The sequence below is a fragment of the Streptomyces sp. NPDC051913 genome (genome assembly GCF_044593635.1).
Classification (GTDB): Bacteria; Actinomycetota; Actinomycetes; order Streptomycetales; family Streptomycetaceae; genus Streptomyces.
In genome coordinates this window covers 145853-172817 of record NZ_JBIUCI010000004.1, presented here as the reverse complement: position 1 = coordinate 172817, position 26965 = coordinate 145853, and the positions used below count along the sequence as shown (strand labels likewise).

Below are 26965 nucleotides of genomic sequence, written 5' to 3'. Positions count from 1 at the left end.
GGCCGCCGGCCGCCGGAGACGGAGCGGGTCGCGTGCGGGTCAGGGCCGGACGCCGTCGTACGCGGCTCTGAGCAGGTCGAGCACGCCCTCCGCGGTGACCTTCCGCGGATTGGGGTACGCCTGTTCGGTCGCCGCCCGGGCGGCCACCGCCAAGTCGGCTCTCGCCAGGCCGAGTTCGGCCAGTGTGCGGGGTGCGCCGAGGCCGACGGCGAGCTCACGCAGGGCGCGTGGGGCGTCGTCGGTGTCCAGGGCCCGGCCGAGGGAGGCCATCGCCGTGGGCGCCGCGGGGGCGTTGTGGGCGAGGACGTACGGCAGGAGCACGGTGTGGGTCTCGGCGTGCGGCAGGCCGAAGGTGCCGCCGAGGACATGGCAGAGCTTGTGGTGCAGACCCATGGTGGTCGCGCCGAGCGCGGCACCGCAGAGCCAGGCGCCGTACAGGGCACGGGCACGTGCCGCCAAGTCCGCTGGAGACGTGGCGAGTTCGGGCAGGGCGTGCGCCATCGCCCGTACGCCCTCCTCGGCGGTCAGGGTCACCAGCGGCGAGGCGTCCGGTGCGTACAGGGCCTCGGCCGCGTGCGCCATCGCGTTGACGCCGCTGGTCACGGTGTGGGCGACCGGCAGGGAGAGGGTGAGCTCGGGATCGTAGACGACACTGCGCGGCAGGACCGACGGGTCGCGTCCGGTGCGTTTGACGCCGTCCTCGGTCAGGCCCCAGACGGGCGTCATCTCGGAGCCGGAGTAAGTGGACGGGACCGCTGTCAGGGGCAGTCCGGTGCGCAGCGCGATCACCTTGCCGAGGCCGATCGCGGAGCCTCCCCCGACGGCCACACAGCCGTCGGCGTCCGCCGCGTGGACCACCTCGACGGCCCGGTCCGCGACCTCGGCCGGCACGTGCATCCTGGCCTCGGAGTGGACTCCGGCGCAGGCGTCTCCGAGCGCGTCCGCCACCGCGCGCGCCGTGGCGGCGCCCCGCGGCCCGCTCACCACCAACACCCGGCGCAGTCCCAGCCGTTCGACCTCGTCGGGGACCGCGGTGACGGCGGCACCGGCGCGCAGGACGACGCGCATGGGCCGGGCCTCGTGGGTGAACTCCCTCATGACGGCCGGAGCACGAGGTCGAAGCGCGCGTGCCGGAAAGGGTTCGGGATGCCGAACTCCCGGGCCAGGGACGGGTCGTCGGTCTCCGCGAACTCCTGGACGAGGCTCTCCTTGACGGCGAACACGGCGTCGGAGTCGAGGTGTTCACCGCCCGCCACGAAGATGTGCGTGGTGACCGGGGTGTGTCCGTCGGCCGAGGCGATGAAGTGGATGTGTGCGGGACGGTAGGGGTGCCTGCCGGTGGCGTGCAGCAGGTCGCCCACCGGGCCGTCGGTGGGGATCGGGTACGGGCTCGGCACACAGGTGCGGAACCAGAACCGGCCCTGCGCGTCGGTCGTGAACAGCCCCCGCCCGTTGCCCGGCGGCTGCACGTCCGGCTGCTGGACGTCGTAGAACCCCTCGGCGTTCGCCTGCCACACGTCGAGCACGGCGCCGGGCAGGGGTGTGCCGTCGGTGGACCGCACGCGCCCGCTGACCACGCACGGCTCGCCGCCCTCGACCAGGTCGAGGTCGGCACCGAGGGCACGGACCGGCGACCGCGTCATGTGGAAGGGGCCGAGCACGGTCGAGTCGGTGGCGGGGCCGCCGGAGTCGCCGCCGATCGTCTCGACGAGCATCGAGAGGCCGAGCACGTCCGAGAGGAGGACGAACTCCTGCCGGGTGTCGGTGCAGTGCTGCCCGGTCGCCGTGAGGAAGGCGATCGCCCGCTCCCACTCCGCCGTCGTGAGCCCCGTCTCGCGGGCGAAGGCGTGGAGGTGGCGGGTGAGGGCGGTGAGCAGCTCGCGCAGGCGGGGGTCGGTCGTGGTGCCGAGGCTGTCGACGACGGCTTCCGTGAGGTTCCGGGTGGCGTCAGGCATGTCCGAGAATCCTCCGAACCGCCTCGGTGAGCCTGCGCTCGGCGTCCGCCGCGGAGTCCGGCGCCGTCGCGTGCCGGAACGCGACATGACCGTCGGGACGTACGAGGAGCGCGCCCGCGTCGGCCACCTCGCTCAGCCGCGCCCAGTCGCCGTACGGGTCCTCGTACTCCTGCCCCGGACCGATGACGACGGTGGCGATCTCCAGCTCCTGGGCGCTGGCCGCGCGCACCCACGCGGTGCCGCCGATCCCGGTGAGAAGGGTGAAGCGGCCCTGTCCGACGGTGTCGAGGGTGGAGAGCGTGCGGGTGCCGGAGGTGATCCAGGCGTGCGGGAGCTTGGCACCGGGGCGGGAGGAGGGCTGGTGGTACAGCTCGGGGTCGCGGTCGAATCCGGGGTCGTCGGTGCCGTCGGGGACGATGGCGGCGGAGGTGTAGCGCTGGTTGAGGTCGACGCCGTGGGCGTTGAACTCGTAGGCCTTGAAGGCGATGGCCTCCCGGAGCCTGGCACGCTGCTTCTCCGCCGCCTCCCCCGTGTCCTTGCGGGCGGCGATGTTGGCCCACAGCTGTTCGGGGGTCTGCGGGGAGAGGCCGTCGAGCGCCTCGAAGATCGGGGCGGTCTCGCCGATGGACTTGTTGGCGCGGGTGACGATCTGGCGGCCGATCGGCGCGCGTTCGGCGGTGTAGGTGTCGAGCAGTGACGGCGCGGCGGTGCCGTCGAGGACGAGCTTGAGCTTCCAGGCCAGGTTGTAGGAGTCCTGGACGGAGGTGTTGGAGCCGAGGCCGTTGGACGGCGGGTGCCGGTGGGTGGCGTCGCCGGCGCAGAAGACGCGCCCGTTGGAGTAGGTCTCGGCGTACATCTCGTTGACGGTCCAGGCCGAGGACGACTTGACGGTCACCGGGATGTCGTCGTCGCCGACGAGTTGGCGGACGATCGACTCGGCGTACTCGGTGGTCAGGTCGGGGGCGCCGGCACTGACGTCGTACCCCCACACGATCAGCCACTCGTTCCAGGGCCGGACGCAGCGCACCAGGCCCGCGCCGATGCCGCCGACGGTGGCGCCGGGGGCGAGCACCCAGTAGAGGGTGGAGGGGCGGTGGGCGGTGTACTTGCTCAGGTCCGCGTCGAAGACGATGTTGATGCTGCCGGCCACGCCCATCTGGCCGCCCATGGGCAGCCCGGCGTCCTCGGCGACCTGGCTGCGGCCGCCGTCGGCGCCGATGAGGTACTTGGCGCGGATGGTGTACGCGTCGCCGCGCAGCCGGTCCTCGACGGTCACGGTCACGCCGTCGTCGTCCTGGACGAAGGACTGGTAGACGGTGGAGAAGCGCAGCCTCGTGCCGCGTGCGACGGCCGCGTCCATGAGCACCGGTTCCATGAGGTGCTGGGGCAGGTCGCACATGCGGGTGGGGCTGGCGAGTTCGTGAGCGGCCTGGACGAGGGGGTCGTTGCCCCAGGAGCGGATCCGGCCCAGCTCGTCGCCGGCCAGGCTGGTGCAGAACGTCGTGTTGCCCATCAGGTGCTGCGGGGTCGCCTTCGCGACGACCTCGTCCTCGACGCCGAGGTCGCGCAGCACTTCCATGGTGCGCTGGTTGGTGATGTGTGCGCGGGGCGTGTCGGCGAGGCTCGCGTACCTGGTGACGACGATGTTGGGTACGCCGTAGGTGCTGAGGGCGAGCGCGGCGGAGGCGCCCGCGGGGCCGCTGCCGACGATGAGTACGTCGGTCACGACATCGGGCTCGGCGGTGGGGACGCGGGACACGGGGACGCTCCAGGGAATGAGAACAGGCACCGGCTCTTCAAGATCATGAAGGGAGCGGCCGGAACACGGGTGACTCAATATGAGACAGACGGGTGGTTGTTTCGCGTTCAACCGTTCCCCGTAGGGTGGGTGTCGCCATGACCACCGCAGAGCGCCCCACCGCCCTCACGTCGCTGCGCCGCGCCCGCGAGCTGTTCCTGCGCGGCCGGCAACCGCCGGACGGGGTGCCGGACGACGTCCTCGCCGCGTGGAAGCGTGCCCGGTTCCTCGGCGTACGACACGACGTCCCTCCCCCCGTCCCGGACACGCCCGGGCCCGCGGCCACCGAGTCCGCCCTGCTCGCCGCGGCCCGCCCGGTGCTCGACCGGATCACCGAGTCGCTCGTCACGGCGGAGGCGTCCCTGGTGCTCACCGACGCCCGGCTGCGGGTGCTGTGGGCGACCGGGTTCGCGCCGGACCACCTCTGCCGGGACCTCTCCGAGGAGCGGGTCGGCCACAACAGCGCGGCCCTCGCGCTGCATACGCGCCGACGGGCCGAGGTGCACGGGCCAGAGCACTACCTCGACCGATGGCAGGACGTCTCGGCGGTCAGCGTGCCGGTGCGGGCGCCGGAGACCGGCCAGCCGCTCGGCACGGTGACGGTGACCTCGGGGCTGTGCGCCGGATGCGTCACCGGGGCCGGGTGCGGGCCGCATCCCGCCGCTCCGCTCGCCGAGGCCGTGGCGACCGCCGTCGAGACCGAGCTGCTGGCCCGCTCCCGGACCGCCGAACGCGTGCTGCTGGACGCGTACTTGCGTACGGCGGGTGAGCAGGGGCGCCCGGTCGTCGCCCTCGACGGCCGCAACCGGCTCGTGAGCGAGGCGGCCGGGCGTCTGCTGTCGCCGGAGGGGCTGGAGGAACTGGAGCGGAGGGCGGTCGCGCTGATGCGGGAGGCCGCGCGGCCGGAGCGTGGGACAGACGGGGGCGACGGAGCCGTCACCGGCCCGCCGGCCCTCACCCTCCCGGACGGCACAGGCGGGACCGCGCGCCTCACCCCCGTCATTCACCTGGGCTCCGTCGTCGGCGCGGTCGCGGTGCTGGAGTCGTCGGGGCATCCGGTCGTGGCCACGCCGAGAAGGCGTGAGGTGGGCCTGGCCGGGAGTTCGGTGCCGTGGCGGCACGCGGTCGGCCGAGCGCTGGAGCTGGCCGCTTCCGACGAACCCCTGCTGCTGATCGGCGAGCGCGGGACCGGCAAGAGCGCGCTGGCCCGGGAACTCGTCGACAGGCCGCTGCTCATGGACGCGGCGGAGACAGAACTCGGCACCCGTAGCGACGCGTTGCGCACCGGACGCCCCCTCATCGTCCGGCACGTCGAACGACTCGCCGCACCCGACACGGCCACCCTCAACTCACTCCTGGCCACGCACCCGCACGTCCCGCTCTTCGTCACCTACACCCCCGGAGCCCCACCGGGGCCCTGCCTCCAACGCCTCCTGGACACCCTCGCGGCCCGCTCGGTCACCCTGCCCGCCCTCCGCGAACGCCCCGAGGACATCCGGGAGTTGCTCACCGCCCTGGCCCCAGACCCCACACCCGGCCGCCCTCCGCTGACCTGGGCCCTGGACGCACTGCGCGCCCTGGAACGACACCCCTGGCCCGGCAACGTCACCGAACTCGCCCACCTCGTAAGTACGTTGGCGGACCACCGACGCACGACCGGCCCGGTCCGCCGGACCGAACTCCCCGACCCCGTGCGCGAGGGCCCCGCGCCCCGGCCGCTCACCCCCATGGAACGCGCCGAACGGTCCGCCATCCTGGACGCCCTTCGCCTCCACGGCGGCAACAAGGCCCGCGCGGCGGCGTCCCTGGGCATCGCCCGCGCGACGCTGTACCGAAAGCTGCGGGGGTATCACGGCTGACCGATCGCCGCCCGCTGCATCAGGGCCCGGCGTGGGCGCGAGGGGTGCGGCTACGTCGGGCGGGGTGCGGCGTGGGCGAGAGGGGTGCGGCTACGTCGGGTCGGTTGCGCCCTTCGGCGGACGGGCCGCGACCACAGAGGGCGGGGTGCGGCTTCCGCAGTGAGCCGCGGCCACAGCGAGCGGGGTGCGGCTACGGCGGATCGGTTGCGCCCTTCGGCGGACAGGCCGCGACCACAGAGGGCGGGGTGCGGCTTCCGCAGTGAGCCGCAGCCACAGCGAGCGGGTTGCGACCACGGCGGGCGGGGTGCGACGACAGCAGGTCGGTTACGCCCTTCGACGGACGGGCCGCGACCACAGCGGACGGGGTGCGGCTTCCGCAGTGAGCCGCAGCCACAGCGAGCGGGTTGCGACCACGGCGGATCGGTTGCGCCCTTCGGCGGACAGGCCGCGACCACAGCGGACGGGTACACCCCTCGACGGACGAGCCGCGACCACAGCGGACGGGTACACCCCTCGGCGGGCAGGTCGAGGCTACGTCGGGAGGGCTGCGGCTTCCGCAGTGAGCCGCGGCCACAGCGGACGGGCCGCGGCCTTTGCGGGTGAGTCGCGGCTTCTGTCGGTGGTCCGCGGCGATGATCCGTACGGTCGAGCGAGATGATCACCCGATCGTGAGTTCTCCGGAACCGGCACCGGCGGTGCGGCGATGCTCGGAGGGACGGCGCATGACCGGCGCCGCCTGACGTGCTGCGGGTGGGGACGAGATGGCACAAGAAGCGGGCCGCCGCGAAGGCCTGGACGCGCAGGCGCTCCTGCTGGCGGCCGGGTTGGCCGACCTCGCGGTGAGCACACTGGGGTCGGCCGTGGGCACGGTGCGGGGACTGTTGCGCCGCTCGGACGCCACGGAGCTCGCGGCGCAGGCCGAGCAGGACCTCGTCGCACGGGGCCGCCTCGCCCTGGACCGGTATGCGGCCGTGCCACCCGCACATCTGGAGATCCTCGCCCGGCACGCGCTGGCGCGCAGGAGCGCCGTCGATGACTGACCGGTGGGAACCGGCCGCGTTCAAGGTCCGTGTGGACGAGGTGCTCGGCCGGTTCGTCGCCGAGGAGGCCGACCGTTTCGCCGCGATCGATCCTCTGCTCTCCCCCGTCGCGGAACAGCTGGAGGAGTCGGTCACGCACGGCAAACGACTGCGCGCGGCCTTCTGTTACTGGGGCTGGCGCGCGGTCGGGCAGCCGGACAACGACGCGCTGGTACGGGCGGCGGCGTCGATGGAGCTGGTGCACGCCGCCGCGATCGTGCACGACGACCTCATCGACGACAGTCCGCTGCGCCACGGACGCCCCACGGCGCAGGTCGCCCTGTGCGAGGCCGTACGGCACCGCCCGGGCGGCACGGCTGCGGCGAGGTCGCTGGCGATGCTGGTCGGCGATCTGCTGATGACGCTGGCCGGGGAGCTGTTCGCCACCAGCGGTCTGCCGGCCGCGTACCTGGCCCGGGCCCGCCCGCTGTGGTCGGTGATGGCCCGCGAGCTGATCGCGGGCGAGTGTCTGGAGATCCTCCGGACCGGGACCGGCCCGGACACCGCCGCGTCGTTGAAGGTGATCCGTTACAAGACCGCCAAGTACACGGTCGAGCAGCCCCTGTTGATCGGCGGCGCGCTGGCCGGGGCAGGCTCTCGGCTGCGCGAGGGCTACTCGTCGTACGGACTGCCGCTGGGCGAGGCGTTCCAGCTCCGGGACGATCTGCTCGGTCTGTTCGGGGACCCGTCGCACACCGGCAAGGCCAACGCGGACGACGTGGCGGGCCATCGGCCCACAGCCCTGCTCGCGGAGACGTGGCGGCTGGCCGGGGCCGACGACCGGGAGCGGCTGAGCGCCCTGCTGGGCCGGCCCGCCCTCGACGAGGACGCCCTGGACACCGTCCGCGGGGTGATGCGCGCCCTGAGGACACCCGACCGCGTCGAGGACATGATCGGCGCCCGGGTCGAGGAGGCGCTCGGCGCGCTGGACGAGCTGACACTGCCCGTGCCCGCGGCCAACGCCCTGACCGCGCTGGCGCGTTCGGCGACGGACCGCCCGTCCTGAACCGCCCCCGAACCCTCCACGCGCGACCCCGCAAAAGACGAGGAGCCCCGCCATGACGTCCCCCACCGAGGCATCACTGGACCTCCTGCGGCAGGCCGGTGACGAACTCGCCGACGCCACCGTCGCCACGCTCTTCGAGCGCGGTCAGGTGGGCACGTTCAACTCCCTGATGCGCTACGTCTCCACGGCCGGCGCGCCCCTTCCGGACGGACTGCCCGAGGTGGCACGGGAGTACCTGGAAGCCACCCGTGTCCCGCCGGCCTGGGTGGACTGGGCGGAGATGGAGAAGGCCCGGCTGTTCTTCATCGACAACAACGTGCACATCTCCACCGCGCTGTCCTTCGCCTCGATGCCCGCCTGTTACGTCGTCCCGCACGTGGCGAAGCTGCTGTCGGCCACCCACGGACTGAAGTACCCGGCCAAACGGATGGCGGAGACCGGCCAGTTCACCGTCCACCTGATGCAGCCCGACGCCTTCGAGGCGGGCAGCCGCTTCATCCCGGCCGCCCAGAAGGTACGTCTCCTGCACGCCTCCATCCGCCATCACCTCACGCGCGAGAACCGCTGGGACACCGCTGCGCTAGGGGTGCCGATCTGCCAGGAGGACATGATCGGCGGGCAGATGTTCTTCTCGCTGCTCGTACTGGACAGCCTGCACCGCCTCGGCATCCACATGTCGCAGGAGGGCGCGGAGGCGTATTACTACGCCTGGCGGGTCGTGGGAGCCATGCTGGGCGTCGACCAGGACGCGGTCCCCAAGACCCTCGACGCGGCCCGCCAGTTCCTCGACCTGTACATGATCCGCCACATGGGGCCGTCCACCGAGGGCGCCCACCTGACCCGCCAACTCATCGATCTGTACGAGGAGATCGTGCCCGGCACCTTCTTCGACCCGATCGTCTCCGCCCTGATCCGCCATCTCGTCGGCGACACCTGCGCCGACTGGCTCGACGTGCCGCGCACCCCGTGGGACACCGTGGTCAAGGCCGTACCCCACCTGCTCGGCGTACTGGAGACCATCGAGGACCGCTCCCCGCTCGGAGCCTGGGCCCTGGACCGTCTGGGCCACCTCACCACCGTCCTCGAACTGTCGTCCCTCACCCGAGGGCGCGTCATGCACTACGCCATCCCCGACCATCTGAAGAAGGACTACGGCGTCTCCGACACGGTCCGCCGGACCCGCCGCTGGACGCCACCGGCGGCCACGGTCTCGTGACCCCTGGGCCACGGCGTCATCTGTGACACCGCTGTGACCGGAGGTGTGGGTTCCGCCACAGCCCCTGGGCCGGGCCCCTGGTGAGGTGGGCGGATGCCGATCCCCCACCGCACCGCTCCCGCCGTCCTCGTGGCGACCCTGCTGCTCGCCGCCTGTGGCACCCAGGGCGCCTCACCGGGTGGCGGCGACGGCCAGGTCCGGGCCGAGGCACTGTGCCCGTCGGACGAGGCGCGGTACGGCAGCCGACCGTCCCCGGCGCCCTCCGCCCGCCCCTCCGGCAGGCCGACCGAACTGCCCCTGCCCTCCGTCGGCGCCACGGACGAGGACGGTGTCAAAATCACCGCGCTGTACGCCTGGGGCCCCGAGAGCGGCTGCACGGGGGTCGACTACAGCGCGGACTTCGAGCTGACCAACCAGCAGAAGGAAACCGCCACTTACACGCTCACCCTCGGGTTCCTCGCGGCGTCCGGCGGCGCGGTCGACAACGGGGAGCAGACCGTAGAGGCGGTCGCGCCGGGCCGTACCGTCAAGGGCACCGTCGTCATGGGGCAGTCGGTCGGGAACGCACCCGAGGTGACGGGCGTTCAGGTGACGAAGCTGCGCAGCGTCCCCGCGGCCGAGGCATCGTCCGCCGGGGGCACCTGCCCGAAGTCGGGCACGCATCTCTACGCGGACCAGGGCGACGCGGCGATGGGGCTGCGCGTCGTCGGCCTGCACCTGGTCAACTGCGGCACCCGGCCCTACACGCTCGACGGCTACCCCGAGCTCGAGATCCAGGACGAGGACCACGACACCGTGAGCGGCGTACGGATCCTCCAGGGCACCGATCAGATCGGCACCGGCATCGAGGAGAACGAGAGCCCGCGACGGGTCGTCCTCCAACCGGGTGAGGCCGCGGTGGCCGGACTGGCCTGGCGCAACACCACCCAGGCGGGAGAACCGGTGAACGCGCCGTATCTCCGCGTCTGGGCGAGGCCCGGAGCCACCCCCGTGATGGTCGTCCCGGAACTCGACCTCGGCACGACCGGCAAGCTCGGCGTAGGCCACTGGCGCAAGGACGAGACGTATCGCCCTCCGACCCCCTCCACCACCCGCCCGTGACGCCACCCGACCACCGCCGCACGCACCATCCCCGCAGGCCACGCACCCACCCAGCCGAGCCGCCGCAACTCCGGGAGGACACATGGCCCCGACGACGAGCCCCGCGCCACGGCGGACCGCCGAGGCGCGGGTGGCAGCGAAGCGGCTCCGCCGACGGACTCCCGACACACGGAGCCCGCGACCCCCGGCCTACCAACAGCCCGCCCGCCCAAGACACCTCGCCAGCGAAGCCGGGCGTAGGGGCAGACCTCCGAGCCACGGGCGATGGCGAAGCCAACCCAACCGACAGACCACCAAGCAACGGTGACGACGAAGCCAGCCCAACGGCCAGACCACCAAGCCACGCACGATGGCGAAGCCGACCCAACCGACGGACCACCAAGCCACGCACGACGGCAAAGCCGACCCAACCGACGGACCACCAAGCCACGCACGACGGCAAAGCCAACCCAACCGACAGACCACCAAGCCACGCACGACGGCAAAGCCAACCCAACCGACAGACCACCAAGCCACGCACGACGGCAAAGCCAACCCAACCAACAGACCACCAAGCCACGGTGACGGTGAAGCCGACGCTCTCGGCGGACCCGGCACACGGCGGCCCTCCAAGCCCGCTCGACCCAACCGACTGCCCCGCCCGGCACACCGCGACCGTCGAACCTCGCCCTACCGACGGACCGCCGAGATCAGCCCACCAGGCCCCTCGTCCCGCCGCGGCGCGCTGCTGACCGGACGACCATAGGCGGCGGCGCGCTCGCGCACGGTGTGGCTGTCGGCCTTCCACCCGTGCCCGGCCAGCCAGGCCACCGGATCGTCCGGCATCTCCGAGACCCACAGCGACGCCGCCGATCCCGGCGCGGCGTCCACGCCGAAGCGTTCGATCACGCCCCGCGAGCCCAGAGTCAGCCCCATCCGACTGCCCACCGCCGACCGCGCGCTGATCCGGGCCAGCAGTAGGTCCACCGCGTCCTCGGGCAGATAGATCAGCAACCCTTCGGCGATCCACACGGTCGGCGCCGCCGGATCGTGCCCCGCGGCGGCCAGCGCACCCGGCCAGTCCTCCCGCAGATCCACCGCGACCGGGATCCGCTCGCACCGCGCGACGGCCCGCTCCTGGCGCAGCACCGTTGCCTTGAAATCCAGCGGGGCGGCGGTGTCGACCTCGAACAGCCGCGTGTCCTGCGGCCATTCCATCCGGAAGGCCCGGCTGTCCATACCGGCGCCGAGCAGCACGACCTGCCGGACCCCGGACGCGACGGCCTGCCGCAACAGGTCGTCGAGGAACCTCGTCCTGATGACGATGGAGAACGACACGGCCAGCCGACGACGTCGCGCCGCCTCATCACCGGGCGGCGGAGAGGAGGGCCACAGGCCACCCGCGGCGGCGAACGCCCGCGCCAGCGGGTCACGGAACAACGCATCCTCCCGCTCGGACTCCAACGCCCGCACCCTGGCCACCCCCACCGCAGTGGCCCACACCCCCGACGGCCGCACCCACTCCCGCGCATCAGTCACCGAGCCAGCCTAGATGGCCGATACAAGAAGCGGCCCGCCGGGCGTCCCACCCACCCAGCACCACCGAACCGCCCGTACAGCACTACCGCCCCCATGCAGCGCCGCCTCTCTTCCCCATACGACCCCGCACCCCGCTCACCCGAACACCCTTGCCCACAACCGAGCGCACCCCTACCCTGATTTTGTGCCGCCAATAAACAAACCCCGTCAGCACACCGCCGTGCCCGACACCCGTACCGACCTCACCCGTCTCCGCGTCGCCCTCACCGTCTTCTTCGCGCTCGACGGCTTCCTCTTCGCCGGCTGGGTCGTCCGCATCCCCGCGATCAAGGAACAGACGAACGCCTCCGCCACCACCCTCGGCCTCGCCCTCCTCGGCGTCTCCGCCGGCGCCGTCGTCACGATGACGCTCACCGGCCGACTCTGCCGCCGCTACGGCAACCACCAGGTCACCGTCGTCTGCGCCATCCTGCTCTGCCTCAGCGTCACCCTCCCCCCACTCACCCACTCGGCGCTCACCCTGGGCGCCGTACTGCTGATCTTCGGCAGCGCGTACGGCGGCATCAACGTCGCCTTCAACAGCGCCGCCGTCGATCTGGTGCGCACCCTGCGACGCCCGATCATGCCCAGCTTCCACGCCGCCTTCAGCCTCGGCGGCATGACCGGCGCCGGCCTCGGCGCGCTGCTGGCCGGAGCGCTGTCCGCCACGCAACACCTGGTCGGCCTCGCCCTGTTCGGACTGCTCGTCACCCTGCCGACCGGCCGCACCCTCCTGCGCATCCCCCCACCGATACCGCCGGACAGCGCGGCACGGACGACGGCCCGACCCGGTCAGCCCGAGCGACCCGAGCGAACCGGACGACCCGGACGACCGAGAGAGCGCACCCTCGCCCTCGTCATCACCTTCGGCCTCATCGCCCTGTGCACCGCCTACGGCGAGGGCGCACTCGCCGACTGGAGCGCACTGCACCTCGAACAGGACCTGGACACCACGCCGGGCGTGGCCGCCGCCGGTTACTCCTGCTTCGCGCTCGCCATGACGGTCGGCCGCCTGACCGGCACACGCCTGCTCGAACGGCTCGGCCAGACCCGCACCCTGGTCACCGGCGGGACGACCGCCGCCCTCGGCATGCTTCTCGGCGCCCTCGCTCCCGCCCTGTGGGTCGCCCTGCTCGGCTTCGTGATCACCGGGCTCGGGCTCGCCAACCTCTTCCCCGTCGCCATCGAGCGCGCCGGCACCCTCGCCGGACCCGACGGTGTCGCCATCGCCTCCACCCTCGGCTACGGCGGCATGCTCCTCGGCCCGCCCGCCATCGGGTTCATGGCCGACTGGTTCTCCCTGCCCGCCGCTCTCACCAGCGTGGCCGCGCTGGCCGCGACGGCGGCCGCGATCGCGTTCGTCACCCGGGGCGCGGCAGAGCGCTGATCCCACCGCCCCCAGGCAGAGCCCGCGCGCACCCCATCAGCCCGGCCGACCCATCGCCCGTCACGATCCGCATGCACTTGCTTAAGTCAAGCAATGCAATTATGGTTGAGTAACTCAAGCAACACCGCTCTTCGTGGAGGCCTGCCATGTCCGACGCCCTTGCCCCTCCCGCCTCGGCGGGGACGTCCTCCCCGCCGAGGTCGAGTGCCGTGGTGGCGGTACTGGCCATGGCCGGAATCGTCGTCTCGCTCATGCAGACACTGATCATCCCGATCGTGCCCGAGCTGCCGACCTTCCTGGACGCCCCCGCGTCCGACGCCGCCTGGGCCGTCACCGCGACGCTCCTGGCCGCGGCCGTCGCCACCCCCACGGTCGGCAAGCTCGGCGACATGTTCGGCAAGCGGCGGATGCTGCTGACCAGCATCGGACTGCTGATCGCCGGCTCCCTGGTCTGCGCGCTCTCCGACTCCCTCGTACCGATGATCATCGGCCGGGTGCTCCAGGGCCTGTCCGCGGCGGTGGTGCCGCTCGGCATCAGCATCCTGCGGGACACGGTTCCCGCCGAGAAGCTCGCCGGTTCCACGGCGGTGATGAGCGCCTCGCTCGGTGTCGGCGGCGCGATCGGTCTGCCGGCCGCCGCGTTCATCGCCGACAACTGGGACTGGCACGTCCTGTTCTGGATCGCCGCCGGTCTCGGCGTCGCCTCCCTGCTCCTCGTCCTGTTCTTCGTCCCGGAGGCCGGCAGCCGCGCCGGCGGGCGCTTCGACCTCGTCGGCTCGCTCGGCCTGTCGGCCGGTCTGGTCACCCTGCTCCTCGCCGTGTCCAAGGGCGGCGACTGGGGCTGGACCTCCGCGACGACCCTGGGTCTCGCCGCCGCCTCCGTGATCGTCCTGCTGAGCTGGGGCTGGTGGGAGCTGCGGGCCAAGGAGCCGCTGGTCGACCTGCGCACCACGGCCAAGGCCCAGGTCCTGTTCACCAACCTCGCCTCGATCGCCCTCGGCTTCTCGATGTTCGCCACGTCCCTGGTCCTGCCGCAGCTGATGCAGCTGCCGAAGGAGACCGGCTACGGACTCGGCGAGTCCATGCTCACCGTCGGCCTGGTACTGGCCCCGCAGGGCTTCGTGATGATGATCATGTCGGCTCTGTCCGCGAAGCTCACCGCGGCCAAGGGCCCGAAGATCACGCTGATGGTCGGCACGCTGATCGTCGCCTCCGGCTACGGCCTGAACATCCTGCTCATGAGCGAGCTCTGGCACATGGTCCTGGTGTCCTGTGTCATCGGCGCCGGCATCGGCTTCACCTACGGCGCCCTGCCCGCCCTGATCATGGGTGCCGTCGCCCCCTCCCAGAGCGGTGCGGCCAACAGCCTCAACACCCTGATGCGGTCGCTCGGCACGTCCTTCGCCAGCGCCCTCACCGGGGTGCTCCTCGCCCAGCTGACCACCGACTTCGGCGGCCACGCCCTCCCGTCGGAGAACGGCTTCAAGCTCGTCATGGCCATCGGCGCCGGAGCGGCGGTCCTCGCCTTCTTCCTCGCCTCCTTCATCCCGAAGAAGCGGCCCGCGACGGCCGTGGGCGCGGACAGCCCGGCCCAGCCCGCGGAGGTCGCCGGCGCGAAGGCCTGACACGATCGAGTGAGCCCCCGGAGCCCGCCGCTCCGGGGGCTCACTCGTGCCCTACGACGTCCACGCCTACGACTGCCTCGGCGGCCCGCCCTCGTACGCCGCCCGCAGCAGCGCCAGCACCCCGTCCTCCGTGACCTCCCTGGGGTTGGCATACGCCTGCCCCGCCGCCTGAGCGGCCGCGACCGCCAAGTCGGTCTCCTTCAGACCGAGTTCGGCGAGGGAACGGGGTGCGCCCAGGTCCCCGGCCAGCCGCCACAGGGCGGTCGGGGCCTCGGTCGCCCCCAGGGCGCGGGCGACGGCCGCCGCCGCCTCCGGTGCCGCGGGGGCGTTGTACGCGAGGGCGTACGGCAGGACCACGGTGTGGGTCTCGGCGTGGGGCAGACCGAAGGTGCCGCCGAGGACATGGCACAGCTTGTGGTGCAGGCCCATCGTGGTGGCGCCCAGACAGGAACCGCAGAGCCAGGCGCCGCAGAGGGCACGGCCGCGGGCGTCCAGGTCCCGGGGATCGGCGGCCAGCCGGGGCAACGCGCCCGCCATGGCCCGTACGCCCTCCTGCGCGGTCAGCGCGATCAGGGGCGAGGTGTCGGGGGCGTACAGGGCCTCGACGGCGTGGGCGATCGCGTTGACGCCACTGGTGACGGAGAGCGGGACAGGGAGGGAAAGGGTGAGCTCGGGGTCGTAGACGATGCTGCGGGGCAGGACGGACGGGTCGCGGCCGGTGCGTTTGGCGCCGTGTTCGGTCAGGCCCCACACCGGGGTCGCCTCGGAACCGGAGTAGGTGGAGGGCACGGCGATCAGCGGCAGTCCGGTGCGCAGCGCGATCGCCTTGCCGAGCCCGATCGCCGAGCCGCCGCCGACCGCCACGCAGCCGTCCGCGTCCGCCGCCCGGGCCACCTCCACGGCCCGGTCGGCGACTTCGACGGGGACGTGCATCCTGGCCCCGGTGTGCAGGCCCGCGCAGGCCTGGCCGAGGGAGTCGGCGACCGCCTGGGCGACCTCGGCGCCATGCGTGCCGGAAACCACCAGCAGCCGCCGCAGGCCCAGCCGTTCGGCCTCCCCCGCGGTCGCCGTCGTCGCGGCGCCGGGACGGAAGACGACCCGCATGGGCGGCGTTTCGTGGGTGAAGGCCGTCAAGTGGTTCACGCGCGCTCCAGTACGAGGTCGATGTGCGCGTGCCGGAACGGGTTCGGCAGGCCCGACTCCTCGGCCAGGGACGGGTCGTCGGTCGGGGTGAAGTCGCGGACGAGGCTCTGCTTGACGGCGAACACCGCGTCCGAGTCCAGGTACTTGTCGCCCGCGACGAAGATGTGCGTGGTGACCGGGGTGTGGTCCGGGGCCGCGGCGATGAAGTGGATGTGGGCGGGGCGGTAGGGGTGCCTGCCGGTGGCGCGCAGCAGGTCGCCCACCGGGCCGTCCGTGGGGATCGGGTACGAGCTCGGCACGCAGGTGCGGAACCGGAAGCGGCCCTCGCTGTCCGTGGTGAACAGGCCGCGCCCGTTGCCCGGCGGCTGGACGTCCGGCTGCTGGACGTCGTAGAAGCCGTTGCCGTCTGCCTGCCAGACGTCGAGGGTCGCGCCGGGCAGCGGGGTGCCGTCCGCGGCCAGGACACGACCGCTGACCAGGCAGGGCTCGCCCGCCCCGACGAGGTCGATGTTCGCGCCGAGCGGGCGGGCCGGGGACTTCGTCATGTGGAAGGGGCCGAGGACGGTCGACTCGGTGGCGTCGGGGGTGTGCCGGCCGTGCAGTGTCTCCAGCAGCATCGACAGGCCGAGCACGTCCGACAGGAGGATGAACTCCTGCCGGGTGTCCGTGCAGGTCTGTCCTGTCGCCGTGAGGAAGCGGATCGCCGCCTCCCACTCCTGTTGCGTCAGCCGGGTCTCGCGGGCGAAGTCGTGCAGGTGCCGGACGAGGGCGGTGAGCAGGTCGCGCAGACGGGGGTCGGCGGCGGCGTGCAGGCTCTGGATCGCCTCGTCGGTGACGTCGGTGGTCATGTGGGCTCCCTTCCCCGGCCGGCCCCGACCCTACGCTCCGTCACTTCCGGCTCCCTGCCCCGCGGTCACTTGATGACGGCGTTGGCCACCACCACACCCACGCCCAGCAGCGCGTCCACCGCGCCGGTCAGCAGGGCGGTGGCCCACGACCGGTGCGCCCAGCGTGCGGTGCCCAGCCCGAGGCCGAACAGCAGGGTGATGTTCAGCGCGAACGCCGGGTACTCCACCCCCTTCGCCGGCCACCAGCCCCACCCCGCGCCCGCCAGCACCGCGACGGTGGGCAGGACGGCCGCGATCAGGGGCCACTCGTTGACGAGCGTGCGCACGGCGTCGCCGCGCCGGTGCGGGGTGCGTTCGGCGATGTAGTGGGCGTAGCCGTGCGCGAGGGCGGAGGCGAGGGCCGTGACCAGGAGCCACAGGGCGTCGTAGCGGCGGCTGTCCTGGGAGGTGTGGCCGTACTGGGTGAGCGCGGCGACCATCGAACAGGCCAGGACCGCGCCGTAGACGCCGCCGAACAGGACGGCCTCGCGCGTGTCGTGCGCCTGCGGTGCTTCGGCGGCCGGAGCCGCGGCCTGTGCCATGCCTCCCACGATCACGCGCATCACGTCGGGCCGCCAGTCGCGACGAAGTGTCCTCCCACCTGGGCCGATACCCCACACCCTGTCCACGGCGGAGGGACGCGCACGGTGGCTAGGGTCACCCCATGAGTTCCCTGAGTTCCCTGAGTTCCCTGAGTTCAATGAGCCACGGTTTCGTGGTCCACATCCCCGACGCCGAGCTCGAACCCGAGCCCCTCGACCCGGCGCAGATCGTGTCCGGGACGCCCGAGGTGACCGGGAAGGTGGTCTGGGAGTCGGCGGACGGCAAGCAGATCCGGGGCATCTGGCAGATCACACCGGGCGTCGTCACCGACACCGAGGCGGACGAGCTGTTCGTGGTGGTCAGCGGATCGGCCACCGTCGAGGTGGAAGGCGGGCCGACGCTGGAGGTCGGGCCCGGCGACCTGGCGGTGCTGCGCGCGGGCGACCGTACGACGTGGACCGTCCACGAGACGCTGCGCAAGGCGTACGCCGTCAATCTCGGCTGAGGCGTACGCCGTCAGTCCCGGCTGGGCATGTTGTACGGGGTCACGACCTGGATCGCGGACGGCAGCGTCGGCCCCGCCGGGGGCAGCGCGCCGTGCGCCCGCATGACGAGGTGGCAGGCCTCCCGCAGGTCCTGGCGCAGATCGTGGTGGAGGACCGCGGAGAGGCGGTGCTCGCTCAGCAGCCGGGTGTTGTCGTGGTCCAGGTCGTGGGCGACGAAGACCGCGCAGGCGCGCCCCAGGTCCTCGAAGGCGCGCAGGGTCGCGAAGTTGCCGCCCCCGATGGAGTAGACGGCGCGGATGTCCGGGTCGCGGGCGAGGGCGGCGCGTACGAGGTCGTACTGGGTGGCGTCCAGGCCCTGGCCCTCGGCGATCTCGACCAGCGTGCGATCCGGGTGGTGGGCCCGCATGGCGCTGCGGAAGCCCATCTCGCGCTCCTCCTCGTTGCGGAAGAACCCGCTGCTGAGGCTGGTGAGGACATTGCCGGGCCGGTCCCCCAGCCACTGGCCCATCAGATACGCCGCCGTCGCCCCGGCCGCCCGGTTGTCGATGCCGACGTAGCCGAGGCGGGCGCTGGTGGGCAGGTCGGTGACCAGTGTGACGACCGGGATGCCGGCGGCGACCAGGCGTCCGACGGCCGCCGTGACCTCGGGGACGTCCGGCGCCTTGAGGATCACGCCCTGGGAGCCGCGCCGGGCTATCCGGTCCAGGGTGCGGACCTGCTCCTCGACCGGGCCGGTCTCCCGGAAGTGGAAGCGGGAGCGTACGACCGCCGGATGCAGGGCGGGCAGTTCCGCCTCCAGCGCGGCCCGGACGGCGGTGCTGAACCGCTCGGGCGTCTGCATCACTATGTCGATCATGAAGGTCCGGCCGACGAGCCGGACCTGCGTGCGCTGCCGGTCGAGGTCGGCGATGGCCTGCCGGACCTCGCGCTCGGTGCTCTCCCGGACGCCGCCCCTGCCGTTCAGCACCCGGTCCACGGTGGCCTCACTGAGCCCTGCCTGACGTGCGATTTCCCGGATCGGGAAGGGGTGACCCATGCGCGGGCTCCTTGAGGGGTTTTTGATGGCTCCGTGCCGGTTGTTCGACGGGTTTGTACTGACAAGAATGACAGCGCTGCGTCGCCCCTGTCACCGAAGCGCTGTCGCCCTGCCACCGAGAGGACGTCGATGTCCTTCACCGCCGTACACCGCCGTGCCTGGCTCTCCGAGCAGGACTGTGACCTCGCCGCCCTGCGCCCGCTCGTGGAGCGGACCACCGACCCCGCCGACTATCCGTACGCCGCGTCCGTGGAGCGCAACGTCCTGCTCTACGACAGTGAGCGCGTCCGTACCGCCAAGGACCGCCGGGACGTCCAGGAGGAGCTCGTGCGGGCCCTCACCGACGGGCCCGGGGTCGTGGTCTTCCGCGGCGCGTTCCCCGACGCCGCGGTCGTCGACCGGGCGAGCGCGGTCTTCGAGGCGCTGATCCGCGAGCAGGACGCGGCGGGCGCCACCGCCGGCGACCACTTCGCGACGCCCGGAGCCAACGAGCGGGTGTGGAACGCGCTGGAGAAGGCCGCCCTCTACGACCCGACGGCGTTCGCCGACTACTACGCCAACCCCGTCCTCGCCCTGGTCGCGGAGGCCTGGCTGGGCCCCGGCTATCAGGTCACCTCCCAGGTCAACGTGGTCAACCCCGGCGGCCTGGCCCAGACCGCGCACCGCGACTACCACCTCGGTTTCCTCTCCGACGAGGTGGCCGCCGCCTATCCGTCCCATGTGCACCGTCTCTCCCCCGTGCTCACGCTCCAGGGCGCGGTCGCGCACTGCGACATGCCGGTGGAGTCCGGGCCGACGCTGTACCTGCCGTACTCACAAACCTTCGAGCCGGGTTATCTGGCCTGGCGGCGGCCGGAGTTCCAGGCGTACTTCAAGGAGCACCACGTCCAGCTGCCGCTGGCCAAGGGCGACGCCGCCTTCTTCAACCCGGCGCTGTTCCACGCGGCCGGCACCAACCGCACCACGGATGTGCGGCGGGTCGCCAATCTGCTCCAGGTGTCCTCGGCGTTCGGGCGGGCCATGGAGACCGTGGACCGGGAGACGATGGCGAACGCGGTCTACCCCGTGCTGCTGCGCCGCGCCACCGAGGGCGCGAGCGAGGAGTGGCTGGCGAACGTCATCGCCGCCAGCGCCGAGGGCTACCCCTTCCCCACCAACCTCGACAGTGACCCCCCGGTGGACGGTCTGGCCCCGCCCTCGCAGGCGGATCTGGTCCGCCGTGCGCTCAGCGAGCGGTGGACGCCGCGCACGCTGCGGGACGAGCTGCGGGCGCGCGCCGAGCGACGCGAGAGCTGAAAGGAACACATCCCCCATGGCACTTCAGGGATCTCAGGGGCTTCAGGGCCTCCTCGACGGCAAGGTCGTCCTCGTCAACGGGGGCAGCCAGGGCGTGGGCGCGGCGATCGCCCGGGCCGCCGTCCGCGAGGGCGCGACCGTGGCCGTGTCCGGGCGGCGCCCGGAGCCGGGCGAGGCGTTGGTGGCCGAGCTGACGGCGGCGGGCGGCAAGGCCATGTTCGTGCGCGCCGACCTCGCGGACGCCGAGCAGGCGAAGGGGTCGGTGGCCGAGGTCGTCGCCGCGTACGGCCGGATCGACTGCCTGGTGAACTCGGCGGGTCTCACCTCCCGGGGCACGCTGCTCGACACCACACCCGACTTGTTCGACCAGCACATCGCGATCAACCTCAAGGCGCCGTTCTTCGCGATGCAGGCCGCGGTCGCCGACATGGTGGGCCGGGGTGCGCCCGGCACGGTCGTCAACATCATCACGTCGTCCGCGCACGGCGGGCAGCCGTTCCTCGCGCCGTACGTCGCCGCGAAGGCCGGGCTGATCGGCCTGACCCGCAACGCGGCGCACGCACACCGCTGGGACCGGGTGCGGATCAACGGCCTGAACATCGGCTGGACGGCGACCGAGGGCGAGGACGCCACCCAGAAGACCTTCCACGGCGCGGGGGACGACTGGCGTGAGGAAGCTGCCACGCGGCTGCCGATGGGCAAGCTCGGCCAACCCGACGAGATCGCTGACTTCGTGGTGTTGCTGCTGTCGGACCGGTCGGGCGTTGTGACCGGTTCCGTGATCGACTGGGATCAGAACGTGCTGGGGGGTCTCGACTAAGGATTTGCCACGATTTGCCGGTGGTCGGCTGCGGGTTGTTCGTGGCTGGTCGCGCAGTTCCCCGCGCCCCTTTGGGGCGCACCGTCATCCCCCGTTTCAAGGAGTCACCCCCCATGCGCATCGGAATCCTCGGCCTCGGCCGTATCGGCGCCTTCCACGCCGAGACCCTCTCCGGACTCGACGCGGTCGAGTCGCTCGTGCTCACCGACCCGTTCGCGGACGCCGCCAAGGCCGCCGCGGAGAAGTTCGGCGGCGAGGTCGTGGACTCGCCCGAGGCCCTGCTGGCCGCGGGCGTGGACGGCATCGTCGTGGCCGCCGCGACCGACGCCCACCCGGCGCTGATCCTGGCCGGTGTCGAGGCCGGCGTCCCGGTGTTCTGCGAGAAGCCGGTCGCCAAGCACATGAGCGAGGGCGTCGAGGTCCTCAAGGCCGTCCAGGGCAGTGACGTGCCGATCCAGATCGGCTACAACCGGCGCTTCGACACCGGGTTCGTGGCCGCGCGGGCCGCCGTGCGGTCCGGCGAGCTCGGCAAGCTGCACACCGTGCGCTCGACGACCCTGGACCCGGCGCCGCCGCCGGCCGCGTACGTCGCCGCGTCCGGGGGCATCTTCCGCGACTGCTCGGTGCACGACTTCGACATCATCCGCTGGGTGACCGGCCGCGAGGTCGTCGAGGTGTACGCCGTCGGCGGCAACCGGGGCGCCGACTACATCAAGGCGGCCGGCGATGCCGACACCACCGGCGCGATCCTCACCCTGGACGACGGCACGATCGCGGTGATCTCCAACTCCCGGCACAACAAGCGGGGTTACGACGTCCGTATGGAGCTGCACGGCTTCGAGGACTCCATCGCGGTCGGCCTGGAGGACAAGCTGCCGCTGCGCTCGGTCGAGCCCGGGGTGACCTTCCCGGCCGGGACCCCGCACGACTTCTTCATGGACCGCTTCACCGCGGCCTACCGCGCCGAACTCACCGCGTTCACCGAGGTCGTGGCGGGCAAGCGCCCCTCGCCGTGCACGGTGGAGGACGCCCTGGAGGCGGGCTGGATCGCCGAGGCGTGCACACTGTCCCTGCACGAGCACCGCCCCGTCACCATCCAGGAGGTACGGCAGGCATGAGCGAGCCGGGCCGGGAACCACTGCGCATCGGAGTACTGGGAGCCGCGCGGATCACCGCGGGCTCCCTGATCGGCCCGGCCCGTTCGACCGGCCACCGTGTCGTCGCGGTGGCCGCCCGCGACCGGTCCCGGGCCAAGGAGTTCGCGCGCGAGCACGGCGTGGAACGGGTCGTGGACTCCTACGCCGACCTGATCGCGGACCCCGAGGTCGAGGTGGTCTACAACCCCCTCGCGAACGGTCTGCACGGGCCGTGGAACCTCGCCGCCCTCGCGGCCGGCAAGCACGTGCTCTCCGAGAAGCCGTCGGCGAGCAACGCCGAGGAGGCCGCCGAGGTGCGGGAGGCGGTGGCGAAGTCCGGGGCGGTCTTCATGGAGGCCTTCCACTACCTCTTCCACCCGGTCACCCGCCGCCTGCACGAGCTGCTGGAGAGCGGTGAACTCGGCGAGCTCCAGCGGGTGGAGACGATGGTCGCGATCGCCGCGCCGCCGGACACCGACCCGCGCTGGTCGCTGCCGCTGGCCGGCGGCGCCGTGATGGACCTGGGCTGCTACGGCCTGCACGCCGTGCGCATGCTGGCCCCGTTCGGCGGCGGCGCGCCGCGGCTCGTCTCCGCGCGCGGCGGCGAGCGGGCCGGGGCGCCGGGCGTGGACGAATGGCTGGACGGGGAGCTGGAGTTCCCGAGCGGGGCCACCGCCTCGGCGCGCTGTCACATGGCCTACGACGGCCTGGACATGAGCTGCCGGATCGTCGGCAGCCGGGGTGAGGCGACGGCGACGAACTTCGTGCTGCCGCACCTCGACGACCGGGTCGTGGTGCGCACGGCGGACGGCGAGCGCACGGAACGCCTCGGCACCAGGTCGTCGTACACCTACCAGTTGGACGCGTTCGCGGCCCGGGTCCGCGAGGGCACGCCGCTGCCGCTCGACGCGGACGACGCGGTGGCGACGATGGAACTGATCGACGCGGGCTACCGCGCGGCGGGCTTCGAGCCACGGCCGCGGTCGGTCGTCGGCCGGTAGGGGCCTGCTCGCCGCTGGCATGATCGGGGCATGACCGCGCACATCGTCCCCGCTCATGTCACCGACATCCAGCAGGTCCTCGCGGACCACCCCCGCTACTGGGGCGACCGGGACCTCCGGTCGCTCCATCCCCTGGCCCTTGTGCAGGAGTTCGGGTCGACGTGCCTGGTCGCCCGCGCCGAGGACGGCATCCGCGGCTATCTGGTCGGGTTCGTCACGCCCGACCGCACCGGCTACGTCCATCTGATCGCCACCCGCGACGACGCCCGCGGCACCGGTCTCGGGCGGCGGCTGTACGACGCCTTCACCGAGGCCGCCCGGAAGCAGGGAGCCGTCCGCCTCAAGGCCATCACCTCCGTCACCAACGAGGGCTCGGTCGCCTTCCACCGCGGCCTGGGCTTCGACGCCCGCGTCGAGGAGGACTACAACGGGCCGGGCCAGGCGATGGTGGTCTTCACACGAGCACTCCCTGAAGCACGGTGACGGCGTCGCCGGTGAGATGGACACGGTCCCCGAGCACCGCCGTGCGGACGATGCCGCCGCGCTCGGACACCTGGGCCCCGACCAGCCGCTCCCGGCCCAGGCGTTCGGCCCAGTAGGGCGCGAGGGCGGTGTGCGCGCTGCCGGTGACCGGGTCCTCGGGGAGCCCGCGGGCGGGCGCGAAGAACCGCGAGACGAAGTCGTACGACGCCCCTCCCGGCCCTCCTGCCTCTTCCGCCCCGGCCACCCCGGCCACCCCGTCCGTCACGGCCGTCACGGCCGTGACGATGATGCCGCGCAGCCCCTCCCGTCCGTCAGCGCGGCCAGCGCGGTGAGGTCCGGGGTCAGGGTCCGCACGGTCGCCTCGTCGGGCAGGACGGTCAGGAGGTCCCCGAGCCCTTGGGTGCGGTAGGTCGCGTGGGGAGCCACGGTCAGGGCGTCGGCCAGTCCGCCCGGGACCGGGACCGGTGGCCAGGGTGGCGTGGCCGCACAGCTTGGACTCCACCTTGGGCGTGAACCAGCGGATCGCCCAGTCCGCCTCGGTGCCGGCGGGCAGCGGCAGGGCGAACGCCGTTTCGGAGTGCCGCAGTTCGGCCGCGAGCTGTTGCAGGCGTCGACGAGGTGAATACGCTGCATGGGCCGACGGTAGACACCCGGATTCCTTGCGGACCGGTCCACTTGGGAGGAACTGGATCAGGCGTACAGCCCCGGCCGTTCCACCAGCTCCACCTCCACCCGCCCACCGTCCGTGAGCGACCGCACCCCCGCCTCGCACACGGCGGCCGCCGCGTAGCCGTCCCAGACGCTCGGCCCGGTGACCTCCCCGCGATGGGTGGCGTCGGCCCAGGCCTGGAGTTCGCGGTCGTAGGCGTCGGCGAAGCGGTCGGTGAAGTCCTGGGCGATGGTGCCGCCCCAGCGCCCCGCCATGTTGGTGACCATCGCGTGGCCGTCGCCGATGCGGGCGGTGCCGCGTTCGCAGACCACCTCGGCCTGGACCTGGTAGCCGAAGCCGCAGTTGACGAAGATCTCCACGTCGGCGACCGCGCCGCCGTCCGTCTCGAACACCACGAACTGCGGGTCCTGAAGGTCGTCCGGCGCGTTGGCCGAGGGCCTGGGCCGCAGCACGGTGACGGCGGTGATCTCCTGGCCGAGCAGCCAGCGGGTCGCGTCCGTCTCGTGCGCCACCGAGTCGCTGATGAGCATCTCGCTGGTGAAGAAGGGCGGGCTGGCCGCGTTGCGATGCCGGTTGTGCAGCATCAGCGGACGGCCCAACTGCCCCGTGTTCAGCAGGGCCTTGAGGCGCGCGTACTCGGGGTCGTAGCGCCGCATGAAGCCGACCTGGATCCGCCGCCGGCCCCGTTCGCGCTCGGCCTCCAGGACGCGCAGGGCCGAGGCCGCGTCCGGGGTGAGCGGCTTCTCGCACAGCACCGGGAGGTCGCGTTCGAGGGCGGCCAGCAGCGCGGCCTCGTGCGCGGGGCCCGGTGAGGCGATCAGCAGGGCGTCGACGTCGTCCGCGTCCATCGCGGAGAGCGGGTCGGTGTACGCGGTGCAGCCGTCGACGCGGGCCGCGACGGCCTTGGCCCGCTCCGCGTCGACGTCCACGACGGCGCTCACCCGCGCCCCGCTGATGACCTCCGTCAGGCGCCGCACATGGTCCGTGCCCATCTTTCCCGTGCCGATGACCGCGACTCGTAGCGTGTCGCTCCGCGTCATGGAGGTCGCCCCCTTCAGGCGCCGCAGGACCTCAGGAACTTGCGGGTGCGCACCGCGATCGGCAGTGGCCGGTCCGGCTCGCACGGGTACATGTCCTGCTCGACGATCGCGAACAGTTCCACGCCCAGCTTCTGCGCCGCCATCAGCACCGGCTCCAACTCCGGCACTCCGGAGGGCGGTTCGCACATCACTCCGCGCTGTACGGCCGGGCCGAACGGCACCTCGTTCGCCACCACGTCGGCGAGGATCACGGGGTCCACCTGCTTGAGGTGCAGATAGCCGATGCGTTCGCCGTACGTCTCGATCAGCTTGACGCTGTCGCCGCCGCAGTAGGCGTAATGCCCGGTGTCCAGGCAGAGGTTGACGAGTTCGGAGTCGGTCGAGTCGAGGAAGTGCTCGACGTGGTCCTCGGTGTCGAGGTGGGTGTCGGCGTGCGGGTGGACGACGAGGTCGAGGCCGTACGTCTCCTTGACCTCGTGTCCGAGCCGCTCCATGCCCTTGGTGAGGTGGGCCCACTGCTCGTGGGTCAGCTCCGGGGGTTCGAGCAGCTCGGCGGTCTTGTCGTCCCGCCAGAAGGAGGGGATGACGACCAGGTGCCGGGCCCCCATGGCCTGGGTGAGGGCGGCGACCTGGCTGACGTGCTCCCAGGTCGACTCCCACACCGAGGGGCCGCGGTGCAGCCCGGTGAAGACCGTGCCGGCCGACACCTTGAGGCCCCGCCTGGTCACCTCGTCGGTGAGCCGGGCCGGGTCGGTCGGCAGATAGCCGTACGGACCCAGCTCGATCCACGCGTAGCCCGCCTCGGCGACCTCGTCCAGGAAGCGTTCCCAGGGCACCTGTCGGGGGTCGTCCGGGAACCAGACGCCCCAGGAGTCCGGGGCGGAACCGACCCGGATGCGGTCCAGGGCGGTCACGGCCTGTCGTCCTTGGCCGTCACCACCGGCGCCTTGAGGTCGCCGGCCTCGGGGAGTTCCTCGACGTCCACGCCCCGCACCTGCGACAACTCGTGCTTGAGCGCCGCGAGTTCGGAACCACCCGCCATGTGGTTGGTCAGCTCTTCGAGACTGACCTCGTCACGGGAGGCGTTGAGCTCCATCGTGCCCAGGCGCAGGACGCTGAAGTGGTCGCCGACCATGTAGGCGTGGTGCGGGTTGTGGGTGATGAAGATGACGCCGAGACCGCGGTCGCGGGCGGCGGCGATGTACTTCAGCACCACGCCGGACTGCTTGACGCCGAGGGCGGCGGTCGGCTCGTCCAGGATCAGTACCCGGGCGCCGAAGTAGACGGCGCGGGCGATGGCCACACACTGGCGCTGGCCACCCGAGAGCGTGCCGATGGGCTGTTCCATGTCGTCCAGGACGATGCCCATGTTGCGCAGCTCCTCGTCGGCGGTCTTCTTCATCCGCTCGATGTCGAGGCGCCGCAGCGGCCAGGGGCCCTTGGTCATCTCGGAGCCGAGGAAGAAGTTGCGCCACACCGGCATGAGCGGGACCACGGCGAGGTCCTGGTAGACGGTGGCGATGCCCTTGTCGAGGGCCTCGCGCGGCGTCGAGAAGCGCACCGCGGCGCCGTCGACGAGGAAGTCGCCCTCGGTGTGCTGGTGCAGGCCCGAGATGATTTTGATCAGGGTCGACTTGCCGGCGCCGTTGTCGCCGAGCACACAAGTGACCTGGCTGGGATGGACCTTGAGGTCGACGCCGTGCAGGGCGCGGATGTTGCCGTACGACTTGCCGGCGTTGCGGAGTTCGACGATCACGCCGTCGCTCCCCTCGGGCTCGGTGTCGGCGAGGACGGCCCCGTGGGTTCCGTTGGTTGTCATCA

Annotated in this window: 24 protein-coding genes and 1 pseudogene; 13 read left to right on the top strand and 12 right to left on the bottom strand. The window is 72.3% G+C overall.

Features of this window, described 5'->3' with window-relative positions; all coding sequences use genetic code 11:
* Positions 1-39: 39 nt before the first annotated feature.
* Genes ACIHIX_RS13465 through ACIHIX_RS13455 form a run of 3 tightly spaced genes read right to left on the bottom strand, consistent with a single transcriptional unit; the run spans position 40 to position 3714 of the window.
* Positions 40-1098, bottom strand: coding sequence for a maleylacetate reductase (locus tag ACIHIX_RS13465; RefSeq protein WP_399954229.1), 1059 nt, complete (start codon positions 1096-1098; stop codon positions 40-42).
* Entirely contained in the window at positions 1095-1955 is an 861-nt protein-coding gene (locus tag ACIHIX_RS13460; RefSeq protein WP_399954226.1) for a dioxygenase, read from the bottom strand. Before ACIHIX_RS13460 ends, ACIHIX_RS13465 begins: the two co-directional genes overlap by 4 nt.
* Positions 1948-3714: an FAD-dependent oxidoreductase gene (locus tag ACIHIX_RS13455; RefSeq protein ID WP_399954224.1), complete on the bottom strand. Its 1767-nt coding sequence runs from the start codon at positions 3712-3714 to the stop codon at positions 1948-1950. The genes ACIHIX_RS13460 and ACIHIX_RS13455 overlap by 8 nt, the downstream gene beginning before the upstream one ends.
* Before the next feature lie 137 nt (positions 3715-3851).
* Between ACIHIX_RS13455 and ACIHIX_RS13450 the strand changes: the two genes are divergently transcribed.
* From ACIHIX_RS13450 to ACIHIX_RS13430, 5 genes are all read left to right on the top strand, one after another.
* Positions 3852-5612, top strand: a complete 1761-nt coding sequence (locus ACIHIX_RS13450) for a sigma-54-dependent Fis family transcriptional regulator (protein WP_399954221.1) — start codon at positions 3852-3854, stop codon at positions 5610-5612.
* 761 nt (positions 5613-6373) lie between these two features.
* A complete protein-coding gene (locus tag ACIHIX_RS13445) occupies positions 6374-6652 on the top strand; it encodes a polyprenyl synthetase (protein WP_399954218.1) in 279 nt (92 codons plus the stop codon).
* Positions 6645-7697: a polyprenyl synthetase family protein gene (locus ACIHIX_RS13440; protein ID WP_399954215.1), complete on the top strand. Its 1053-nt coding sequence runs from the start codon at positions 6645-6647 to the stop codon at positions 7695-7697. The genes ACIHIX_RS13445 and ACIHIX_RS13440 overlap by 8 nt, the downstream gene beginning before the upstream one ends.
* 52 nt (positions 7698-7749) lie before the next feature.
* Positions 7750-8913, top strand: coding sequence for an oxygenase MpaB family protein (locus tag ACIHIX_RS13435; RefSeq protein ID WP_399954212.1), 1164 nt, complete (start codon positions 7750-7752; stop codon positions 8911-8913).
* Between the two features lie 93 nt (positions 8914-9006).
* Positions 9007-10014 carry a DUF4232 domain-containing protein gene (locus ACIHIX_RS13430; RefSeq protein ID WP_399954209.1) on the top strand — a complete coding sequence of 336 codons (1008 nt, stop codon included), beginning with the start codon at positions 9007-9009 and terminating at the stop codon, positions 10012-10014.
* Positions 10015-10683: 669 nt separating this feature from the next.
* Here the strand turns inward: ACIHIX_RS13430 and ACIHIX_RS13425 are convergent.
* Positions 10684-11496, bottom strand: coding sequence for a class I SAM-dependent methyltransferase (locus tag ACIHIX_RS13425; RefSeq protein ID WP_399955581.1), 813 nt, complete (start codon positions 11494-11496; stop codon positions 10684-10686).
* Between the two features lie 256 nt (positions 11497-11752).
* On the opposite strand from ACIHIX_RS13425, the gene ACIHIX_RS13420 reads away from it, so the two are divergent.
* Together ACIHIX_RS13420 and ACIHIX_RS13415 are read left to right on the top strand one after the other, a co-directional pair.
* Complete coding sequence (locus ACIHIX_RS13420; protein ID WP_399954206.1) at positions 11753-12958, top strand: MFS transporter; 1206 nt, start codon at positions 11753-11755, stop codon at positions 12956-12958.
* A gap of 146 nt (positions 12959-13104) precedes the next feature.
* Positions 13105-14583, top strand: coding sequence for an MFS transporter (locus tag ACIHIX_RS13415; RefSeq protein WP_399954204.1), 1479 nt, complete (start codon positions 13105-13107; stop codon positions 14581-14583).
* Positions 14584-14649: 66 nt separating this feature from the next.
* On the opposite strand, the gene ACIHIX_RS13410 is transcribed toward ACIHIX_RS13415, so the two are convergent.
* The 3 genes from ACIHIX_RS13410 to ACIHIX_RS13400 form a co-directional block, all read right to left on the bottom strand.
* On the bottom strand, positions 14650-15687 hold the full coding sequence (locus ACIHIX_RS13410) for a maleylacetate reductase (protein WP_399955578.1): 1038 nt from the start codon (positions 15685-15687) through the stop codon (positions 14650-14652).
* Between the two features lie 35 nt (positions 15688-15722).
* The gene (locus ACIHIX_RS13405; RefSeq protein ID WP_399954201.1) at positions 15723-16574 is read right to left on the bottom strand and encodes an intradiol ring-cleavage dioxygenase; all 852 of its coding nucleotides are present in this window, start codon (positions 16572-16574) and stop codon (positions 15723-15725) included.
* A 65-nt stretch (positions 16575-16639) separates the two neighbouring features.
* Positions 16640-17155: a hypothetical protein gene (locus tag ACIHIX_RS13400; RefSeq protein ID WP_399954198.1), complete on the bottom strand. Its 516-nt coding sequence runs from the start codon at positions 17153-17155 to the stop codon at positions 16640-16642.
* Positions 17156-17313: 158 nt separating this feature from the next.
* Between ACIHIX_RS13400 and ACIHIX_RS13395 the strand changes: the two genes are divergently transcribed.
* The gene (locus ACIHIX_RS13395) at positions 17314-17661 is read left to right on the top strand and encodes a cupin domain-containing protein (protein WP_399954195.1); all 348 of its coding nucleotides are present in this window, start codon (positions 17314-17316) and stop codon (positions 17659-17661) included.
* 11 nt (positions 17662-17672) lie between these two features.
* On the opposite strand, the gene ACIHIX_RS13390 is transcribed toward ACIHIX_RS13395, so the two are convergent.
* Positions 17673-18698, bottom strand: coding sequence for a LacI family DNA-binding transcriptional regulator (locus ACIHIX_RS13390; protein WP_399954192.1), 1026 nt, complete (start codon positions 18696-18698; stop codon positions 17673-17675).
* 129 nt (positions 18699-18827) lie between these two features.
* Here ACIHIX_RS13390 and ACIHIX_RS13385 point away from each other — a divergent pair, with 129 nt between their 5' ends.
* The 5 genes from ACIHIX_RS13385 (at position 18828) to ACIHIX_RS13365 (ending at position 23434) form a co-directional block, all read left to right on the top strand.
* Positions 18828-19994: a phytanoyl-CoA dioxygenase family protein gene (locus ACIHIX_RS13385; protein ID WP_399954189.1), complete on the top strand. Its 1167-nt coding sequence runs from the start codon at positions 18828-18830 to the stop codon at positions 19992-19994.
* 16 nt (positions 19995-20010) lie between these two features.
* Positions 20011-20814, top strand: coding sequence for an SDR family oxidoreductase (locus ACIHIX_RS13380; RefSeq protein WP_399954186.1), 804 nt, complete (start codon positions 20011-20013; stop codon positions 20812-20814).
* Positions 20815-20927: 113 nt separating this feature from the next.
* Positions 20928-21932, top strand: a complete 1005-nt coding sequence (locus ACIHIX_RS13375; protein ID WP_399954183.1) for a Gfo/Idh/MocA family oxidoreductase — start codon at positions 20928-20930, stop codon at positions 21930-21932.
* Positions 21929-22951: a Gfo/Idh/MocA family protein gene (locus tag ACIHIX_RS13370; protein WP_399954180.1), complete on the top strand. Its 1023-nt coding sequence runs from the start codon at positions 21929-21931 to the stop codon at positions 22949-22951. Before ACIHIX_RS13375 ends, ACIHIX_RS13370 begins: the two co-directional genes overlap by 4 nt.
* A gap of 30 nt (positions 22952-22981) precedes the next feature.
* Positions 22982-23434, top strand: coding sequence for a GNAT family N-acetyltransferase (locus ACIHIX_RS13365; RefSeq protein WP_399954177.1), 453 nt, complete (start codon positions 22982-22984; stop codon positions 23432-23434).
* Here the strand turns inward: ACIHIX_RS13365 and ACIHIX_RS13360 are convergent.
* The 4 genes and pseudogenes from ACIHIX_RS13360 to ACIHIX_RS13345 all read right to left on the bottom strand — a co-directional run bounded on the left by ACIHIX_RS13360 (position 23406) and on the right by ACIHIX_RS13345 (position 26963).
* Positions 23406-24128: pseudogene (locus tag ACIHIX_RS13360) on the bottom strand (PhzF family phenazine biosynthesis protein). The gene ACIHIX_RS13365 and the pseudogene ACIHIX_RS13360 overlap by 29 nt on opposite strands.
* Positions 24125-25144, bottom strand: coding sequence for a Gfo/Idh/MocA family protein (locus ACIHIX_RS13355; protein ID WP_399954175.1), 1020 nt, complete (start codon positions 25142-25144; stop codon positions 24125-24127). Before ACIHIX_RS13355 ends, ACIHIX_RS13360 begins: the two are co-directional and overlap by 4 nt.
* A 14-nt stretch (positions 25145-25158) precedes the next feature.
* A complete protein-coding gene (locus tag ACIHIX_RS13350; protein ID WP_399954172.1) occupies positions 25159-26058 on the bottom strand; it encodes a sugar phosphate isomerase/epimerase family protein in 900 nt (299 codons plus the stop codon).
* Positions 26055-26963, bottom strand: coding sequence for an ATP-binding cassette domain-containing protein (locus ACIHIX_RS13345; protein ID WP_399954169.1), 909 nt, complete (start codon positions 26961-26963; stop codon positions 26055-26057). Before ACIHIX_RS13345 ends, ACIHIX_RS13350 begins: the two co-directional genes overlap by 4 nt.
* Between the last annotated feature and the right edge of the window lie 2 nt (positions 26964-26965).

Coding starts and splice junctions, on each gene's coding strand:
- ACIHIX_RS13385 (WP_399954189.1), top strand. CDS start 18,828: ATGTCCTTCACCGCCGTACACCGCCGTGCCTGGCTCTCCGAGCAGGAC.
- ACIHIX_RS13465 (WP_399954229.1), bottom strand. CDS start 1,098: ATGAGGGAGTTCACCCACGAGGCCCGGCCCATGCGCGTCGTCCTGCGC.
- ACIHIX_RS13415 (WP_399954204.1), top strand. CDS start 13,105: ATGTCCGACGCCCTTGCCCCTCCCGCCTCGGCGGGGACGTCCTCCCCG.
- ACIHIX_RS13405 (WP_399954201.1), bottom strand. CDS start 16,574: ATGACCACCGACGTCACCGACGAGGCGATCCAGAGCCTGCACGCCGCC.
- ACIHIX_RS13345 (WP_399954169.1), bottom strand. CDS start 26,963: ATGACAACCAACGGAACCCACGGGGCCGTCCTCGCCGACACCGAGCCC.
- ACIHIX_RS13410 (WP_399955578.1), bottom strand. CDS start 15,687: ATGCGGGTCGTCTTCCGTCCCGGCGCCGCGACGACGGCGACCGCGGGG.
- ACIHIX_RS13355 (WP_399954175.1), bottom strand. CDS start 25,144: ATGACGCGGAGCGACACGCTACGAGTCGCGGTCATCGGCACGGGAAAG.
- ACIHIX_RS13460 (WP_399954226.1), bottom strand. CDS start 1,955: ATGCCTGACGCCACCCGGAACCTCACGGAAGCCGTCGTCGACAGCCTC.
- ACIHIX_RS13440 (WP_399954215.1), top strand. CDS start 6,645: ATGACTGACCGGTGGGAACCGGCCGCGTTCAAGGTCCGTGTGGACGAG.
- ACIHIX_RS13375 (WP_399954183.1), top strand. CDS start 20,928: ATGCGCATCGGAATCCTCGGCCTCGGCCGTATCGGCGCCTTCCACGCC.
- ACIHIX_RS13380 (WP_399954186.1), top strand. CDS start 20,011: ATGGCACTTCAGGGATCTCAGGGGCTTCAGGGCCTCCTCGACGGCAAG.
- ACIHIX_RS13435 (WP_399954212.1), top strand. CDS start 7,750: ATGACGTCCCCCACCGAGGCATCACTGGACCTCCTGCGGCAGGCCGGT.
- ACIHIX_RS13445 (WP_399954218.1), top strand. CDS start 6,374: ATGGCACAAGAAGCGGGCCGCCGCGAAGGCCTGGACGCGCAGGCGCTC.
- ACIHIX_RS13400 (WP_399954198.1), bottom strand. CDS start 17,155: ATGGCACAGGCCGCGGCTCCGGCCGCCGAAGCACCGCAGGCGCACGAC.
- ACIHIX_RS13365 (WP_399954177.1), top strand. CDS start 22,982: ATGACCGCGCACATCGTCCCCGCTCATGTCACCGACATCCAGCAGGTC.
- ACIHIX_RS13450 (WP_399954221.1), top strand. CDS start 3,852: ATGACCACCGCAGAGCGCCCCACCGCCCTCACGTCGCTGCGCCGCGCC.
- ACIHIX_RS13370 (WP_399954180.1), top strand. CDS start 21,929: ATGAGCGAGCCGGGCCGGGAACCACTGCGCATCGGAGTACTGGGAGCC.
- ACIHIX_RS13430 (WP_399954209.1), top strand. CDS start 9,007: ATGCCGATCCCCCACCGCACCGCTCCCGCCGTCCTCGTGGCGACCCTG.
- ACIHIX_RS13395 (WP_399954195.1), top strand. CDS start 17,314: ATGAGCCACGGTTTCGTGGTCCACATCCCCGACGCCGAGCTCGAACCC.
- ACIHIX_RS13390 (WP_399954192.1), bottom strand. CDS start 18,698: ATGGGTCACCCCTTCCCGATCCGGGAAATCGCACGTCAGGCAGGGCTC.